The organism is Faecalibacterium sp. An121, assembly GCF_002160915.1.
Lineage (GTDB): Bacteria > Bacillota > Clostridia > Oscillospirales > Ruminococcaceae > Faecalibacterium > Faecalibacterium avium.
Genome location: NZ_NFLM01000008.1, coordinates 65,320 through 82,474, shown reverse-complemented (window position 1 = coordinate 82,474; position 17,155 = coordinate 65,320). Strand labels below are relative to the sequence as shown.

Here is a 17,155-nt window from a genome sequence, read left to right as displayed (position 1 = left end):
TATGGAAAAAGCCTCGGAAAGCCTTTGGATGGGCCTTCCGGGGCTTTTTTGCTGGCGTCTCTAGATCAACCCAGTCTCCACTGGGCGCTCTCGGTCTGGAGCTCCACCATGCGGCGGTAAAGGCCGCCCTGCTCCATCAGCTCCGCCGGGGTGCCCTGCTGGGCCACATGGCCGTCCTCCAGCACCACGATGTGGTCGGCTCCGGCCACGGTGCGCATCCGATGGGCAATGACCAGCACCGTCTTGCCCCGGAGCAGGCGGGAGAGGGCGGTTTGGACGGCGCTTTCATTTTCCACATCCAGGCTGGCGGTGGCCTCGTCCAGCAGCACCACCGGCGCGTCCTTTAGAAGTGCCCGGGCGATGGAGATCCGCTGCCGCTCCCCGCCGGAAAGGGTGGAGCCGTTCTCCCCGATCACCGTCTGGTAGCCCTGGGGCAGCTTGCGGATGAACTCGTCGCACTGGGCGGCTTTGGCGGCTTCCAGCACCTCCTCGTCAGTGGCGCCCCGGCGGCCTAGGCGGATGTTCTCCATCACCGTGTCCCGGAACAACACCACGTCCTGGAACACCATGGAGTAAAAACGCAGGAGGGTCTCCGGGTCCACCGTGGATACGTCCGTTCCGCCCAGGGACACCTTCCCGCCGGTGACGTCCCAGAAACGGGCGGCCAGCTTGCAGGCGGTCGATTTCCCGCCCCCGGAGGGGCCGATGAGGGCGGTGACCTCTCCCTGGCGGGCGGTGAAGCTCACATCTTCCAGTACCCCAGTGCCCTCCCGGTAGGCAAAGGAGACATGGTCAAAGGTGATGTCGTAGCGGTCGGGGTGGAAGTCCTCCGTTCCCGTCTGCACCGGCTGCTCCAGGACGGAGCGCATCCGTTCAATTTGCAGCTTGGTATTGAAAGTGGCGGCGATGTTCTGGAGCACCACCCCCAGAGGATCGTACAGCCGGGCGGCAGCGAACAGGAAGCCCAGGAAATAGAGGAAGGACAGCTCCCCAGCCAGCAGCAGCGACCCACCGGTGAGCACCGTAGTGGCAAGCCCCAGACGCAGGAATGCCTGAGCGGAGCACACGAACACGCCGGTGGCCAGCTCGGACCGGATGGAACTACCCTCCATAGCGGCCAGCTTTGCCTCCAGATCGCTCAAGTAGCGCTCCTGCCGGTGGCAGGCCTTGATGTCCCGGATGGTCTCCAGTCCCTCCTGGATGCAGTCGGCCACTGCCCGCTTGTTCAGGATGTTTTTCGTCCCAAAGGCGTCCTGGATCTTCTTGGAGCCCGCCGTCAGCGCCACTGCCACGGGTACCACCCACAGCACGGCCAGGGCCATACGCCAGTCGCAGGCAAACATACACACCCCGATCACCAGCGTGGAACCGACGGAGGCGAACAGTTGGGGCACATAGTGGGAAAACATCTGGTCCAGGCTGGAGCAGTCGGCGATCATGGTGGAGGTCAGGTCGCTGAGGTCACGGTTCCCAAAAAAGGACAGGGGGAGCCTGCGCAGCGTCTCCGCCAAGCTCACCCGGCGGTTAGCACTCTCCCGGTAGGTGGCGATGTAGAGGGAGGCGTACTGGAACCAGTGAAGGACGAACAGTAGGACCAGCACCGCCAGGGCAAAGCCCACATAGAGCCAGAACCCGTCCGTGGGACTGCCGCCGCCCACCAGACAGCCAAGCAGATGTTGGATGGTAAACAGGACTGCTCCGACGGGGAACATGAGGGCCAGGTTGCACACAAAGCACCAAAATACGGCCTTCACCAGGTCTTTGGCTCCCTTCTCGCTGAGGGCAAACCAGTGCTGTAATTTCTTCGTCATACCGCAGCCTCCTTTCCGACCTTCCATTGGGCGCTGCGCTGATAGTCCGCCCACATGGCGGCATAGACGCCGTTTTTCTTCAATAGAGCGCTGTGGCTGCCCTGTTCCGCGATCTTCCCTTCGTTTAAGACGATGATGTTGTCCGCGTTCTGCACCGTGGATAGCCGGTGGGCGATCATCAGCACCGTTTTGTTCCGGGTCAGGGTCTCAAAGGCCTTTTGGATCTGATGCTCATTCTCCGGGTCGGCAAAGGCGGTGGCCTCGTCCAGCACCACGATGGGAGCGTCCTTCAAAATGGCCCGGGCCAGGGCAATGCGCTGCTGTTCCCCGCCGGAGAGGTAGACACCCCTGGCGCCCACCACCGTGTCCAGCCCCTGGGGCAGCTTTTCCAGGATGTCATCGCACTGGGCGGCATGGGCGGCGGCAAGCACCTCCTCCCGGGAGGCGTCCGGCCGGGCAGCCCGGATATTTTCCAACAAGCTCTCCTTGAACAGACGGGTATCCTGAAACACAAAGGCCACCTGCCCCATGAGGGCGGCGCCGTCCAGCTCCCGTACGTCCGCACCGCCCACAGTGACGCTGCCGCTGTCCACATCCCAGAACCGGGGGATGAGACTCGCCGCGGTGGTCTTTCCCCCGCCGGAGGGCCCCACCAGAGCCACCACTTCACCGGGCTGGACCGAAAAGCTCACATCCTCCAGCGCGGGTTGGCTGGCGCCGGGGTAGGTGAAGGTCACGTGTGCAAAGGCCACGGCGTCATCTGCCGGCCGCTTTTGCGTTTCCGGCTCCGGCATGGGCTGTTGGCTCAGGATCTCATCCAGCCGGCCAATGGCCTCGTCGGCCTCCATCACCGCCTCGCTCATATACATAATACGGTTGATCATCTGACCGCAGGCAGGGGCGAACAGGGCGTAGAAAATCAGGTTCACCAGCGTGGTACGCACATCTCCGCCGGAGGCGATCAGCAGTGCCGCCGGGATCAGCAGAGCAAAGGCCCCGTTGATCGATGTGAGGAAACAGGTCTGTCCTGTCCGGCAGCTCATGGCATACTGGCTGGCCAGATTGCTGTAATCCTGGATGGCGGCGTAGAAGGCCTTGAAGGAGTAGACCGTCTGCTGGAACATCTTCACCACCGGGATGCCCCGGACATACTCCACCGCCTCTCCGCTCATGCGCTCGATCTCTTTTTGATAGCGGTGGAAGAAGCCGGCGTTCTTGCCGCCCATCATCAGGCACATGGACAGCAAAGCCAGCACCATGGTCAGCAGGCACAGAAGGCCCATCCGCCAGTCAAAGAGGAACAGCACGACGATGGCGGCGATGGGCGTCACTGCCGTGGCGGCCAGATCGGGCAGCTTATGAGCCAGCAGATCCTCGGTAAGCCCGGCATTGTCGTCGATGAGCTTGCGCAGCCGTCCCGACTGGTTCCCGGTGAAAAAGCCCAAAGGGAGCTTTAGCACATGGGTCATGGCGGCGCGCCGGATGTTTCGGGCGGTGCGGAAGGCGGCAATATGGGTGGACATAAGGGCGGCAAAGTACAGCAGGATGCTGCCAATGGCAAACCACACCGCCATCCAACCAAAACGGCCCAGGTCACCGGCCCCGTCCAGGCTGGGCCAGGCGGCCAGCACGCTCCTGGCCACCAGCCAGACGCACAGGTAGGGAGCCAGTCCCAGCACCGCCGACAAGGCGGACAGGACACAGCCAAGGATCGTCAGGTTCTTGTGCCTGCCCGCATAACCCAGGATGCGGGCAAGACTGCTCGGTTTCTTTTGGTTCAAAATAATCCCTCCTTGTAAAATAGTTAGAATTAACTAACTTTTATCCCAAAAAGACAGGGGTCAAGCCCCCATCAATTTCAGCCATCCGGCGGTGTAGAACGCACGCAGCTGCGCCACATCCCGCAGCGCCTGCTCCCGGGGCATATCGTGGACCACGATCTCAAACACCCCATTGAACATCCCGCTCGCAATGATATGACACAGGGATTTGTCCAGCATGGGAATGTCCTTCCCCAGGCGGCGGAGCACCTCCATATACTGGAGGGTATACTCCACCTCGATCTCCACCATGTTGTGGACAAAGTGCTCATAACTGGTACCCTCCGCCCGGCACAACAGCAGCTTTACCGGTTCCCGGTGCTGGCAGATGTAGTCCACCATCCAGTCCAGATAGGTCCCGGATTCCACCCCCATGTGGGCGGGCTGCTGCTCCTCGGGCAGCTCGGCAAAGGTGATCTGAGCCTCCATGAACTTGCCCATAAGGGCAGCGGCATGGGGCTCCACCAAAGCGTTAAAGAGCGCCTCCTTGCTGGAAAAATAGCCGTAGAAAGCCCCGGTGGTCACCCCGGCGTTCTTCACGATCTGCCGCAGGGAAGCACCCAGAAACCCCTTGTCCAGGAATTCGCCCAGAGCGGCCTCCTGGATTTTTTCCAAGGTTGCGGTAGACTTTTCTTCCATAGAGAGCCCTCCTTATAGCGATGTTATATAACACTGTTATAATACATTCTTTTCCATGTTCTGTCAAGATGGCAAAGGAAATAAATTGTATGCATTTTGCCAGCGCCTGCCAAATCCTATCAGACTTGGAAATCGAATGCTTCCCTTATACAGTGCGGGCGCTTGCGCCCGGGTCAGATTTCTTCGGCGTAGGACAGCATCAGGCTGAGGGCCAGAGCCAGACCGGTGGGCAGGCTGGCGAGGTCCACCCATTCCTGCCGGGTGTGGGCCAGGCTGCCGGTCACGGTGCCTATGGTATTGGCCGGGATGCCCAGAGAGAGGGGGATATTGCTGTCGGTGGAGCCGGCCTCCATCTGGGGTTCCTGCCCGGTGACGGCCCGGATGACATCCACTGTATGGGCGGTAAAGCGGTCCATGGCGCCCTTGTCCAGAGGGCCGTTGCCGGGGCGGACTCCCAGCAGCTCTGCTTCAAAGCGGCCGCCCTGCCCTTCCCAGTGGGTCAGCGCGGTGCGGAACGCAGCCTCCATCCCGGCCAGGTTTTCCTGTGCGTCGGAGCGGAACTCATAGAGCATGGACGCCTCCTGCGCGATGGAGTTGACGGTGGTGCCCCCTTCGATGCGGCCGATGTTGTAGGTGGCCCCGGCAGGCGGGACGATGCGGTAGAGCTCGTCCGCCAGGCCGCAGAGCAGCCGGATGGCGCTGGGTTTGCCAAAGTCCTGGTAGGAGTGACCGCCGGCGGTCCGGCAAGTGATGCGGTACCGCCACGAGCCCACCGCCCGTGTGCAGCAGGACGGCATATACATATCAAAGGAGTAGTAGCCGCGGATGCGGGTGCCGCAGGCAGCAAAAAGAGCCTTGGTGCCGTCCAGGTTGCCCAGGCCCTCCTCGCAGGCGTTGGCTACAATCAGGACGCCGCAGCGCAGCGGCACCTGCCGGGCGATCAGGTAGCGGGCTGCCAGCAGCAGATTGACCAGGTTGGCGGTGTCATCCCCGATGCCGGGAGCATACAGCCGGCCATCTTCTTCCCGCACCGGGAGGAGATCCAGATCCGGAAAAACAACGTCGGTATGGGCCGCAAAGACCACCAGGTCTTCGCATTCCGCCGGCCCCAAGCGGCAGATGACATTTTTGGCAGCGTCGATGGTCACATCCTGCGCACCCTGCTTCTGCAGCCAGTCCCGGCAGAAGGCAGCCCGCAGATCCTCCTGACGGCTGGGCGCCGGCAGCCGGCCCAGCGTGCGCAGCAGTTCGGCCTGTTCGTCCCGGCAGCGCGCGGCATAGTCCAGAGCACGTGCTTTGATCGATTCGTTCATGGTATCTGTTCCTTTCTGCACAGCAGAGCATCCGCGGACGGTCCTTCCGCCCACGGATGCTCTTTTTATGATACAGCTTTCAGCCTGGTCAGGCAAGGTCCTCGCCGTTTGTGCGGATGCACTTCTGGTACCAGTAGAAGGAATCTTTCCGGCTGCGGGCCAATGTGCCGTGGCCGGCGTCGTCCAGATCCACATAGATCACGCCGTAGCGCTTGCTCATTTCCATCGAACCGCAGGACACCAGGTCGATGAAGCCCCACATGGTGTAGCCGATCAGATCCACCCCATCCTTGACAGCCTCTTTCATCTGCTGGATGTGGGCCTTGAGGTAATCGATGCGGTAGGGGTCATGGATGGAACCGTCGGCCTCGACCCTGTCCACTGCGCCCAGGCCGTTTTCGGCAATGAAAACCGGCAGCTGGTAGCGGTCGTATACCTGGTTCAGGGTGATACGCAGTCCAACGGGATCCTTCTGCCAGCCCCATTCGCTGGTCTCAAGGTAGGGGTTCTTGTTGGCCATGATGAGATTGCCGCTGGTCTTTTCCCAGCCCTGCTCGGTGGTGGATACCTGGGAGAAGTAGTACGAGAAGGAGACAAAGTCGATGGTGTTCTCCCGCAGAATGGCCTCATCCCCCGGCTCCATGTGGATATGGATGCCTTCCGTCTCAAAGTAGCGCTCCATATAGGCAGGGTAATGTCCGCGGGCCATGACATCCAAGTAGAACCAGTTGGAATACTGATCGTCCAGGATCATCTGCATCACATCGTCGGGTTTGCAGGTGGCAGGATAGGTGGTGAAGCGGGCGATCATGCCGCCGATCTTGCTGCCGGGCAGGATCTCGTGGCCGGCCTTGACGGTGAGGGCGTTGGCAATGAACTGATTGTGCAGGCACTGGAAAATGGCGTTGTTGTAGTCCTCTTCCTGATCCTCCACCAGGCAGACACCGTTGTAGGGGTTGAACTTACCTGCATTGAACTCGTTGAAGGGAAGCCAGTAGTCCACCCGACCCCCCAGCCGCTCAAAGAGGGTGCGGGCGTAACGGACATAGCACTCCACCGTCTTGCGGCTTTTCCAACCGCCATACTTGAGTACCAGGTCCACCGGGATGTTGTAGTGGAGAATGGTGGCAAAGACCTTGATGCCGCGGCGGTGGCATTCGTCGAACAGGTCGATGTAAAAGCGCAGGCCCTCCTCATTGGGGACAGGGTCGTCTCCGTGGGGATAGATGCGGGCCCAGTTGATGGAGGTGCGCAGCACCTTGATGCCCAGCTCGTCGAACAATTCCAGGTCCTGCCGCCAGCGGTTGTAGAAGTCGATGCCGTGGCGGAACGGGTAGTGGGTCTGGTCCTGGGTGTCGGCCAGCGCCTGGCGGAATTTGGCGTCACTCATCCGGCGGTTGGCCTTGGCGGCCCGCTCAGCTTTGGTCCAGGCAGGGTCGAAGTAGCGCAGGTCCTGGGTGTCCAGCCCTTTGCCGCCCTGATCGTAAGCGCCGTCCGCCTGGGAGGCAGCCATGGCGCCGCCCCACAGAAAATCCTTTGGAAAACCGTTTCTCATCGCAAGATCCTCCTGATTCCGTTGGTTTTTTACTCTTCTTTTTTGCACAGTACGAACGAGATGGCAAAGGAGGCCAGCCAGGCCACCGCCATGACCACCAGCAGCATCAGGAAGTTGTTCCCCTCGTCCATATAGGTGGCGATGCTGGTGATGCCGGGCGCCGAGAAAGCGTAGGTGACCACGCCAAGGATCATGGCCAGCGCGCCGGCGATGGCGCCGCCTGCCATGGCTGCGGCCAGAGGACGCTTCTCGGGCAGGGCGTAGCCGTAGAGCGCCGGCTCGGTGATGCCCAGGATGCAGACAAGGCCGGTGGAAATGGCCGCCGAGCGCTGGTCGCCCTTCTTGAGCTTGAGGGCGTAGGCCAGGATGGCGCCCGAGACAGCCAGGTTGGAGTAGAAGAAGTTGGGCAGCATGTAGTCATAGCCCAGGGTAGAAAGGTTTTGCAGCTCGACGGCGGACCAGCCCTTGATGCCGAAGATAACGGTCAGGGGGATGATGCCGCAGAACAGCGCGCCCGCAAAGGGTCCGGCATGGGTGAACAGCCAGGCAAAGCCGCCGGTCATGACGCTGGCAAACCAGTTGCCCAGAGGCGCCAGGAAGCCCAGGAAGATGGGGGCGGCGATCAGAAAGGACAGGGCCCCCGAAAAGACGATCCGCAGGTTTTTGGGCATCCGCTTGTCGATGAAGTGGAAGATGACCGAGAAGAACCACACCGAAAGGATGACCGGGAACAGCGAGCTCTTGTAGTTGTAAGCCGGGATATCAATGAAACCGAAGGCATAGCTGGAGACCCCTTCGGCCGGGGCCGAGAAGGTGGAGTACATCAAAATGCCGGCGGTCATCAGACCGAATACTTCCTTGACGCGGAACCGCTTGGCCGCTGCATAGCCCGCCATAAAGGGCATGAAGTAGAAGGGGGCGTCGCCGACGGCGCTCAAAACCGTGATGATGTCCGAGTCGGAGGCAGCCAGCCCCAGCGCGGTGATCAGAGAGACGATGCCTTTGATCATACCGCCGGCCACGATGGCGTAAAGGTAGGGAGTGACACAGGCGGCCAGGGTGTTCAGTCCGCGGATGATGAGGTTCTGTTTCTTCTCCTGGACGGCCGCGGCATCGGAAGCGGTATCCGCAGCGTCCGCCTTGACCTCGCCGCCGGGGTTGATCCCCGAAATGGCGATGAAGTCGTTGTACACCTCAGGCACCGTGGTGCCGATGACACATTGGATCTGCCCGCTGGATTCCACCACTTTGAGGATACCCTTGATGCTGCTCAGTTTGGCCATGTCCACCAGATCCCGATTGACAGGCACGATCCGCAGCCGGGTGATGCAGTGGAACACGTTGGCGATATTCTGACTGCCGCCCACCGCATCGAGGATGGCGCGGCATAGGGTCTCGAACTCGTATTGCGTTGCTTTTGCCATGACTGTTCTCTCCTTCATGTCCATAGTCGATTCACATCGTCCGGCAGCGGGGCGCGCACCCGCCGCAGCGGCCGGGAAGGACGGTTTTACAGCCCATCTCACAGGTTCCAAAAAGTGTTTCCATCCGCCCGGACTCCCTGGAAATACTCCAAAAACCATTGATGCTGCTGGAAATATCCTCCCCATTGCTGCCTTTATGATAGCCCGGCGGGGCCGGTTTTGCAATCACTTGACAAAAGCACTTTACTTACCAAACTTTATCTGTTATATTGATGGCAGACACTCTCCATCCAAGGAGGCATACCATGGACATCGGCAGTCTGGATTCATTCCTTTTCCGTTACACCGAGTCGGAACTGCGCCATCGCGGCGAACCTTCCGACGTTCTCTCCCCCCGCTACCGGCGGATCCCGCAGGTGAACTTTGCCGGACGGGATATGTACCTGTTCTCCTTCAACTCCCTGATGGAAGGACGAAGCATCTGCGTGAACAAGGAATCCCGTTTCACCTTTATCCCTGAGCACATCCATACCGTCATCGAGTTTCTCTATGTCTATGCGGGACACTGCACCCAAGTCATCGACGGCCGCCGGGTCGAGATGTCTGCCGGCGACATCTGCCTGCTGGACACCAACGTCCCCCACAGCATCGAGTACCTGAACGAGAGCGATATCGTCATCACCATTGAAATGCGCAAGGAATACCTCACAAGGGGCTTTTTGCAGCGGCTGGGTGACAACGCCATCATCAACCATTTTTTGGTCAATGCGCTGTCGGCGGACACTGCTCACGACCAGCACCTGCTGTTCCGTCGGCGCGGGGACAACGCCATCCATTCGATCCTGCAAAATATCCTCTGTGAATATTACGATCCCCAGCTGTGCAGCGACCAGGCTATAGAGGCCAATATGGTGCTGCTGTGCTGCGAGATCTTGCGCCAGTACCGGAACCAGGTCTTTTCTCCCCGCAGCAGCGACGCCGGCCTGATCGTGGAAATTCTGGAGTACATTGAAAAGAACTACCTCACCGCCACTCTGGAGTCCACCGCCCGGCACTTCGGCTTTCACCCCAATTACCTGAGCGCCTACATCAAAAGGCAGGCTGGCCGCTCCTTCAAAGAGCTGCTGATCCTGCAGCGGATGTACCAGGCCTGCTTTTTGCTGTCCAACACCGAACTGCCGATCTACGAGATCGCCCAAAAGGTGGGGTACAACAACCTGGGCTTTTTCTACCATAAGTTCGAAGCGGTCTATCACGTCTCTCCGGCAGAATACCGCGCCCGGCAGTGGGAAGCGCAACACTTTTAAGTCGGGTATCTCCTGGATTAAGAACACTTTATATGTCTCGCGGTGCACGCCTGTCTGCAAAACGGAAAATCGTACCTTTTATCAGCGTGAAGTTTCTGAGGCCGACAACAACCTGAAAGCGGTCTGCGCCGCCCCCGACGGAGTGCATCTGTCGGCGGGTAACGGCTATGGCGCCTGGGTCAACTACCTGCGCAGCCATACCCGCTACGCCGCCGACAGCCCCTGGACCCCCGGCAGCGCCTACGCGCAGTGACACAAAATGGGGTCGCTCCGCACGGATGAGCGCAGCGCGTCCCCTTTTTTGCATTTTTATCTTGATAAAAAGAGAAGAACATACGAGATCGAAAAGTAAGGGGCCTTTCGCCCGGACAAAACCGGGCACAGAAAATCGGGCACAGCCGGGAAACTTCGTGTATACTGTTGCCAGAAGGAGGGCGTGATCTATGGATTGGGTCGAGAGCATCCACAGGGCAATCCAGTATATCGAAGCTCATCTCCGGGAGGATTTGTCCATCTGTACTGTTGCGCAGCAGGCGGCGCTGTCCCCGTATTACTTCCAAAAAGGGTTTACCATGCTGTGCGGCATGACAGTGGGAGAGTATATCCGCCAGCGCCGGCTTTCCGCCGCCGGGCTGGAGGTCCTCATGACGGACCGGAAGATCATTGATATTGCGCTGGAATTTGGCTACGATGCACCAGACAGCTTTACCAAGGCGTTTGCCCGTTTCCATGGGGTCACGCCGGCCGCTCTACGAAAAAGCGGAGGCGCGGTCCGCTCCTTTGCTCCGCTGAGAATCAAAGTAACTCTGGAAGGTGGTCAGAATATGGATTGCAGAATTCAGAAAAAAGAGGCGTTCACGGTGCTTTGCCGGGCCAAAACATTCCGGTATGAGGAGGGTGCCGAGCAGGTGCCTCGATTCTGGGCGGAACATTTCCGTACCGGCGGCGGGGAAACCGTGCACGGTATGTATGGGATCAATCTGGACGAGAGCATGGGCGGCAGTGAATTTGAATATCTCATTGCCGACAATTATGACCCGGTCAAAGAGATCCCGGCGGGATTCATCACCCGGACCATTCCCGCATATACCTGGGCGGTCTTTCCCTGTACCGGCAAGATGCCGCAGGCGCTGATGGAACTCAACCGGCAGATTTTTTCCCAGTGGCTGCCTGTTAACACCGACTATCGCATCGCTGCAGGTATCAACGTAGAGATGTACAGCGATGCCAGCCGGTTTGAAAACGGAGCTCAGGACCAGGACTACTATTGTGAGGTCTGGCTCCCGGTAGAAAAGAAGTAACCGCAAACCGGGAGGCCCCCAAAAGAGAGAGCCTCCCGGTTATTGTTTTGTCGTTTTTGGTTAAAGATCACTTGTTGCGGCTGCGGGCCTTCATCCGCTGCTCGTGGTTGAGGATCTGCTTGCGGATGCGCAGGCTCTTGGGGGTGACCTCCAGCAGCTCGTCGGGGGCCAGGAACTCCAGGCAGCCCTCCAGGCTCAGACGGCTGATGGGCACCAGGCGCAGCGCGTCATCCGAGCCGGAAGCGCGGGTGTTGGTCAGGTGCTTGGTCTTGCAGACGTTGACGTCCACGTCCTCGCCGGTGGGGGTATAGCCGATGACCATCCCCTCATAGACCTTCTCGCCGGGTCCGATCAGCAGGGTACCGCGCTGCTGGGCGTTGTACAGACCGTAGGTGACCGACTCGCCGGTCTCGAAGCTGACCAGGGAGCCGGTGGAACGGTTGGTGATCATACCGGCCCACAGGTCATAGCCGTCAAAGATCTGGTTGATGACGCCCTCGCCGTGGGTGTCGGTGAGGAACTGATTGCGGTAGCCGAACAGGCCGCGGCTGGGCATACGGAACACCAGACGCACCCGGCTGTCGCCCAGGGCGTCCATCTGCTGCAGAACGGCCTTGCGCTGGCCCAGGCCGGTCATGACGGCGCCCTGGTACTGGGTGGGCACGTCGATCACAACCTGCTCCATGGGCTCGTAGGTCTTGCCGTCGATGACCTTGGTCAGGACGTGCGGGGGGGACACCTGCAGCTCGTAGCCTTCCCGGCGCATGGTCTCGATCAGGATGGACAGATGCATCTCGCCGCGGCCCATCACCCGGAAGGAATCGGTGGTGGCAGAGTCCTCCACCCGCAGAGCCACGTCCTTCAGCAGCTCGCGGTGCAGGCGGTCCCGCAGCTGGCGGCTGGTGACGTACTTGCCCTCCCGGCCGGCCAGGGGGCTGTCGTTGACCGAGAAGGTCATCTCCACAGTGGGGTCGTTGATCTTGACAAAGGGCAGGGGCTCCACCTTGGAAGGGGCGCACAGGGTGTTGCCGATGGTCACGTCAGGCAGGCCCGAGAAAGCCACGATGTCACCGGCGGTGATGTTGTCGCAGGGCACCCGGCCGTTGGCCTGGAAGTCATACAGCTTGGTCAGGCGGCCCTTCATGTTCACCGAGGGATCGTGCCAGTCGCAGACCACCACTTCCTCGCCCACACGGCAGGTGCCGTTCTGGATGCGGCCGATGCCGATGCGGCCCACGAAGTCGTTGTAATCGATGGAGGATACCAGTATCTGGAAGGGGGCTTCCGGGTCGCCTTCGGGGGGCTGGATGGTATCCAGGATGGTGTCGAACAGGGGCACCAGGTCGCTGCCGGGGACGTCGGGGTCCAGGCTGGCGGTGCCGGCGCGGCCGCAGCAGTAGACCATGGGGCACTCCAGCTGCTCGTCCGAGGCGCCCAGATCCATCAGCAGATACAGCACCTCGTCCACCACTTCCTTGATGCGGGCGTCGGGACGGTCGATCTTGTTGATGACCACCACCAGACTCAGGTTCTGCTGCAAAGCCTTCTGCAGCACAAAGCGGGTCTGGGGCATGCAGCCCTCGGCGGCATCCACCAGCAGAACGACGCCGTTGACCATCTTCAGCACGCGCTCCACTTCGCCGCCAAAGTCGGCGTGGCCCGGGGTATCCACAATGTTGATCTTGACGCCCTTGTAGGTGCAGGAACAGTTCTTGGCCAGGATGGTGATGCCGCGCTCCCGCTCGATATCGCCGCTGTCCATCACGCGCTCGGCCACCACCTGGTTGTCACGGAAAGCGCCGCTCTGGCGGAGCATGGCGTCCACCAGGGTGGTCTTGCCGTGGTCAACATGGGCGATGATGGCCACATTGCGCAGGTCGTTACGAATCATAAAATCAAACCTCTCTATACGATGCAGATCGGACACTGTCTGCGTGACCGATAAACTTCAACCCTATAAGTTTAATTCAGAACCGGGGCTTTGTCAAGGTTATCTAAAATATTGTCCGCTGTTTCGGCGTTTTGACGGATTCTGCCCCCGATTTTGGGCGGGAAATGAAGCCCCGGCTATGCTATAATAAGATCAGAACTATTTGTACAAGACCAGGGTGTATCTGGATCGTCCAAAAGACCGGACCATGCGCCGCAAGAGAGTGCACGCAAGGGGACAAGGCTGCGCTTTTTGGCAAAAACGGACCGTGCGAAAGCGATCTCAGATGCGCCCTATGCGCCGGACACACCGGAGCACAGGGAGGTATCCTCGTATGAAGCTGACATTTTTAGGCGCAAACCATGAGGTGACAGGCAGCTGCACCCTGCTGGAGACAGGGGGGCTGCACATTTTGATCGACTGCGGCATGGAGCAGGGCAAGGACGTCTATGAGAACCAGCCCCTGCCCATCCCGGTGGAGCAGATCGACGGCGTGCTGCTGACCCACGCCCACATCGACCACAGCGGCCATCTGCCCCTGCTGGCCAAGCAGGGCTATGCGGGCAAGATCTACGCCACCAGGCCCACCTGCCGCCTGTGCGACATCATGCTGCGTGACTCGGCCCACATCCAGGAGTCGGAAGCCGAGTGGAAGACCCGCAAGAACACCCGGGCCGGCCTGCCCCCGGTGGAGCCGGACTATACGGTGGCGGACGCCGAGGCGGCCATCCGCCTGTTCAAAGGGGTGGACTACGGACAAAAGATCCAGCTGGCCCCGGGGCTGGAGGCCCGCTTTACCGATGTGGGCCACCTGCTGGGTTCGGCCAGCATCGAGCTGTGGGTGACCGAGGGGACCGAGACCACCAAACTGGTCTTTTCGGGGGACATCGGCAACCTGCATCAGCCCATCCTGAAAGACCCCACCTATCTGACCGAGGCGGACTATGTGATCATGGAGTCCACCTACGGGGACCGCAGCCATCCGCCCCGCCCCGACTACGTCCGCCAGCTGACCGATATTTTGCAGCGCACCTTTGACCGGGGCGGCAATGTGGTCATCCCCAGCTTTGCGGTGGGCCGCACTCAGGAGCTGCTGTACTTCATGCGGGAGATCAAAGCCAAAGGGCTGGTGAAAGGCCACGATAACTTCCCTGTGTACATCGACAGCCCTCTGGCCATCGAGGCTACCCGTATTTTCCGGCACACCGATGCGTCCTGTTTTGACCAGGAGACCCGGGCCCTGCTGGCGGCAGGGGTGGACCCCATCACCTTCCCGGGGCTGCGGGTCAGCGTCACCAGCGACGAGTCCCGTTTGATCAACACCGACACCATCCCCAAGGTGATCATCTCGGCCAGCGGTATGTGCGACGCGGGCCGCATCCGCCACCACCTCAAGCACAACCTGTGGCGCAAAGAATGCACCATCCTGTTTGTGGGCTACCAGGCGGTGGGCACCCTGGGCCGCGCCCTGATCGACGGCATCGACGGGGTCAAGCTGTTTGGCGAGGAGATCGATGTAAAGGCCGAGATCGCCCAGATCGGCGGTATGTCGGGCCATGCCGACCGGGAGGGCCTGCTGCAATGGATCGGCTCCTTTGAGCCAAAACCCCGCCGCGTGTTCGTCAACCACGGAGATGATGCTGTGGAGGACCAGTTCGTCGCTACCCTGCAGGGGCTGGGCTATACGGCCTGCGCTCCCTACAACGGGGCCCAGTGGGCGCTGGGCGCGGACGGCGCAGTCTGCCTGAACGAGGGCAGCCGGGAACGCACCTCTGCCCGGGTCTCCACGGCGCCTGCCCTCAGCCGGGCGGCCGCCGTATTCCAGCGGCTGGTGGCCGCAGGCCGCCGCCTGATGCAGGTGATCGAGCACAACGAGGGCGGCGCCAACAAAGATCTGGCCAAGTTTGCGGACCAGATCAACGCCCTGTGCGACAAGTGGGACCGCTGACGCCCCCGCAGATATAAAACAGCCCCCGTCTCCCAAAAGGGAAACGGGGGCTTTGCGTTCCGTTCAGGCATGACCCGGCCGGCGGGCAAGGGTCACTTGTTTTTGTACATTTCCTCGTAGTATTTCTGGTAACTGCCGCTGGTGACGTTGTCCATCCACTTCTGGTGGGACAGATACCAGTCGATGGTCAGCACGATACCCTTTTCAAAGGGGGTCTCGGGATACCAGCCCAGATCGTTCTTGATCTTGGCGGGGTCGATGCCGTAGCGGCGGTCATGACCCAGGCGGTCGGCCACATGCTGGATCAGCGCCTCGCTGATGCCCTCATCCTGCAGCCGGTCGTGCAGCTGGCTGATGATGGTCTTGACGATGAAGATGTTGGGCCGCTCGTTGTGGCCGCCCACATTGTACACCTCGCCCACCTTGCCGCCGGTGGCTACCATGTCGATGGCTTTGCAGTGGTCCTCCACATACAGCCAGTCCCGGATCTGCATCCCGTCCCCGTAGACGGGCAGGGACTTGTGGTGCTTGACGTTGTTGATCATCAGGGGGATCAGCTTCTCGGGGAACTGGTAGGGGCCATAGTTGTTGGAGCAGCGGGTGATGTTGACCGGCATACCGTAGGTGTCATGGAAGGCCATGACGAACAGATCGGCGCTGGCCTTGCTGGAGGAGTAGGGGCTGTGGGGGCACAGGGGAGTGGTCTCGGTGAAATAGCCCTCGGCTCCCAGTGCGCCGTATACCTCGTCGGTGGAGACCTGCAGGTACTTCTTGCCCTCTTTCCAGGTCCGGGCGGCAGGATCGTACCAGGCCTCTTTGGCGCGCTGCAGCAGGTTGACGGTGCCCATCACGTTGGTCTGGACAAAGATCTCGGGGTTGGCGATGCTGCGGTCCACATGGCTCTCGGCGGCAAAGTTGATGACGTAATCGAAGTCATACTGGGCGAACAGCTTTTCCACCAGCTCCTTGTCGCAGATGTCTCCCTGCACAAAGACGTGGCGGGGGTCGCCTTCCACCCCCTTGAGGTTTTCCAGGTTGCCTGCATAGGTCAGCTTGTCCAGGTTGACCAGCAGGATGTCCTGGTGCTTTTTCAGCATATAATAGACGAAGTTGGAGCCGATAAAGCCGGCGCAGCCGGTGATAAGATATTTCTTCATAAACGTTTCTTTCCTCAATTCCATCGCAGGATCATTTCATGCCGTTTTCGCCGTCCCAATGGGCAAAGAAGCAGGCCAGGGCCTCCTGCCAGGGGCGCACCCGGTTGCCCACCGAGCAGCGCAGGGCACGGTTGTCCAGGGCGCTCCAGTGGGGGCGGTCGGCGCTGTCGGGATGTTTTGCCTTGTACTCGGCGCTGGTGCAGGGGGACACGGTGGCGTCCACGCCCGCCAGACGGATGATCTCGCAGGCAAAGTCGTACCAGCTGCAGATGCCCTCGCCGGTGCAGTGGTACAGCCCGTACTCGTGGGTGACGCACAGCTGCAGCAGCTCGTGGGCCAGGTCCACCGCATTGGTGGGGTTGCCCAGCTGGTCGTTGACCACCTCCAGCTTGCCGTATTTTTTGCCGGCGTTCACGATGGTCTTGACAAAGTTCTTGCCATAGTAGCTGTACAGCCAGGCGGTGCGCACGATGAAGTGCCGGTGGCAGAAACGCTGGACGTATTTTTCACCCATCAGTTTGGTGGAACCGTAAGCGCTGATGGGATCGGGCAGACAGGCTTCGTCCTGGGGGATGCCGCCGTTCTCCCGGCCCGAAAAGACATAATCGGTGGAGACGTGCACCAGCCGGGAACCCATCTTCTCGGCGGCCTGGGCCAGGTTGCGGGGGCCCAGGGCGTTGGCCTTGTAGGCGGCGTCGTGGTTGGTCTCACAGCCGTCCACGTTGGTGTAGGCGGCGCAGTTGATGATCACATCGGGTTTGTACCGGCGGACAAAGTCGTCCACCGCCTTGTAGTTGGAAATATCCAGCTCCGGCAGATCCACCGCGATGACGGTGGCGTTGAGCAGCTTCTCGGGGATGGGGCCGATCTCGCTCCGGCCTTCCCGCAGCTGCTTGATGATCTCGGTGCCCAGCTGCCCCTTGCAGCCGGTGACAATGATTTTCATACGA

Annotated in this window: 12 protein-coding genes; 3 read left to right on the top strand and 9 right to left on the bottom strand. The window is 60.5% G+C overall.

Translation table 11 applies throughout. The features are described from left to right. Positions 1-65: 65 nt before the first annotated feature. The 6 genes from B5E66_RS06235 to B5E66_RS06210 all read right to left on the bottom strand — a co-directional run bounded on the left by B5E66_RS06235 (position 66) and on the right by B5E66_RS06210 (position 8,562). Positions 66-1,811: an ABC transporter ATP-binding protein gene (locus tag B5E66_RS06235; RefSeq protein ID WP_087230191.1), complete on the bottom strand. Its 1,746-nt coding sequence runs from the start codon at positions 1,809-1,811 to the stop codon at positions 66-68. Then, the gene (locus B5E66_RS06230; protein WP_087230187.1) at positions 1,808-3,592 is read right to left on the bottom strand and encodes an ABC transporter ATP-binding protein; all 1,785 of its coding nucleotides are present in this window, start codon (positions 3,590-3,592) and stop codon (positions 1,808-1,810) included. Before B5E66_RS06230 ends, B5E66_RS06235 begins: the two co-directional genes overlap by 4 nt. A gap of 60 nt (positions 3,593-3,652) precedes the next feature. Further along, positions 3,653-4,270, bottom strand: coding sequence for a TetR/AcrR family transcriptional regulator (locus tag B5E66_RS06225; RefSeq protein ID WP_087230184.1), 618 nt, complete (start codon positions 4,268-4,270; stop codon positions 3,653-3,655). Positions 4,271-4,443: 173 nt separating this feature from the next. Further along, complete coding sequence (locus tag B5E66_RS06220) at positions 4,444-5,583, bottom strand: M20/M25/M40 family metallo-hydrolase (protein ID WP_087230181.1); 1,140 nt, start codon at positions 5,581-5,583, stop codon at positions 4,444-4,446. An 88-nt stretch (positions 5,584-5,671) separates the two neighbouring features. After that, positions 5,672-7,138: a glycoside hydrolase family 1 protein gene (locus B5E66_RS06215; RefSeq protein WP_087230178.1), complete on the bottom strand. Its 1,467-nt coding sequence runs from the start codon at positions 7,136-7,138 to the stop codon at positions 5,672-5,674. A 29-nt stretch (positions 7,139-7,167) separates the two neighbouring features. Then, positions 7,168-8,562, bottom strand: coding sequence for a PTS transporter subunit EIIC (locus B5E66_RS06210; protein ID WP_242958110.1), 1,395 nt, complete (start codon positions 8,560-8,562; stop codon positions 7,168-7,170). Positions 8,563-8,867: 305 nt separating this feature from the next. Here B5E66_RS06210 and B5E66_RS06205 point away from each other — a divergent pair, with 305 nt between their 5' ends. Together B5E66_RS06205 and B5E66_RS06200 are read left to right on the top strand one after the other, a co-directional pair. After that, positions 8,868-9,869, top strand: coding sequence for an AraC family transcriptional regulator (locus B5E66_RS06205; protein ID WP_158098339.1), 1,002 nt, complete (start codon positions 8,868-8,870; stop codon positions 9,867-9,869). Between the two features lie 443 nt (positions 9,870-10,312). Further along, on the top strand, positions 10,313-11,170 hold the full coding sequence (locus B5E66_RS06200) for an AraC family transcriptional regulator (RefSeq protein WP_087230169.1): 858 nt from the start codon (positions 10,313-10,315) through the stop codon (positions 11,168-11,170). Positions 11,171-11,237: 67 nt separating this feature from the next. Here the strand turns inward: B5E66_RS06200 and typA are convergent, their stop codons facing one another. After that, the gene (gene typA, locus B5E66_RS06195) at positions 11,238-13,061 is read right to left on the bottom strand and encodes a translational GTPase TypA (RefSeq protein ID WP_087230166.1); all 1,824 of its coding nucleotides are present in this window, start codon (positions 13,059-13,061) and stop codon (positions 11,238-11,240) included. 373 nt (positions 13,062-13,434) lie between these two features. Here typA and B5E66_RS06190 point away from each other — a divergent pair, with 373 nt between their 5' ends. Next, complete coding sequence (locus B5E66_RS06190) at positions 13,435-15,048, top strand: MBL fold metallo-hydrolase RNA specificity domain-containing protein (RefSeq protein WP_087230163.1); 1,614 nt, start codon at positions 13,435-13,437, stop codon at positions 15,046-15,048. A 92-nt stretch (positions 15,049-15,140) separates the two neighbouring features. Here the strand turns inward: B5E66_RS06190 and rfbB are convergent, their stop codons facing one another. Together rfbB and rfbD are read right to left on the bottom strand one after the other, a co-directional pair. Continuing rightward, positions 15,141-16,205, bottom strand: coding sequence for a dTDP-glucose 4,6-dehydratase (rfbB, locus tag B5E66_RS06185; RefSeq protein WP_087230160.1), 1,065 nt, complete (start codon positions 16,203-16,205; stop codon positions 15,141-15,143). A 31-nt stretch (positions 16,206-16,236) separates the two neighbouring features. Beyond that, positions 16,237-17,151 carry a dTDP-4-dehydrorhamnose reductase gene (gene rfbD, locus B5E66_RS06180; protein ID WP_087230157.1) on the bottom strand — a complete coding sequence of 305 codons (915 nt, stop codon included), beginning with the start codon at positions 17,149-17,151 and terminating at the stop codon, positions 16,237-16,239. Positions 17,152-17,155: the final 4 nt, after the last annotated feature.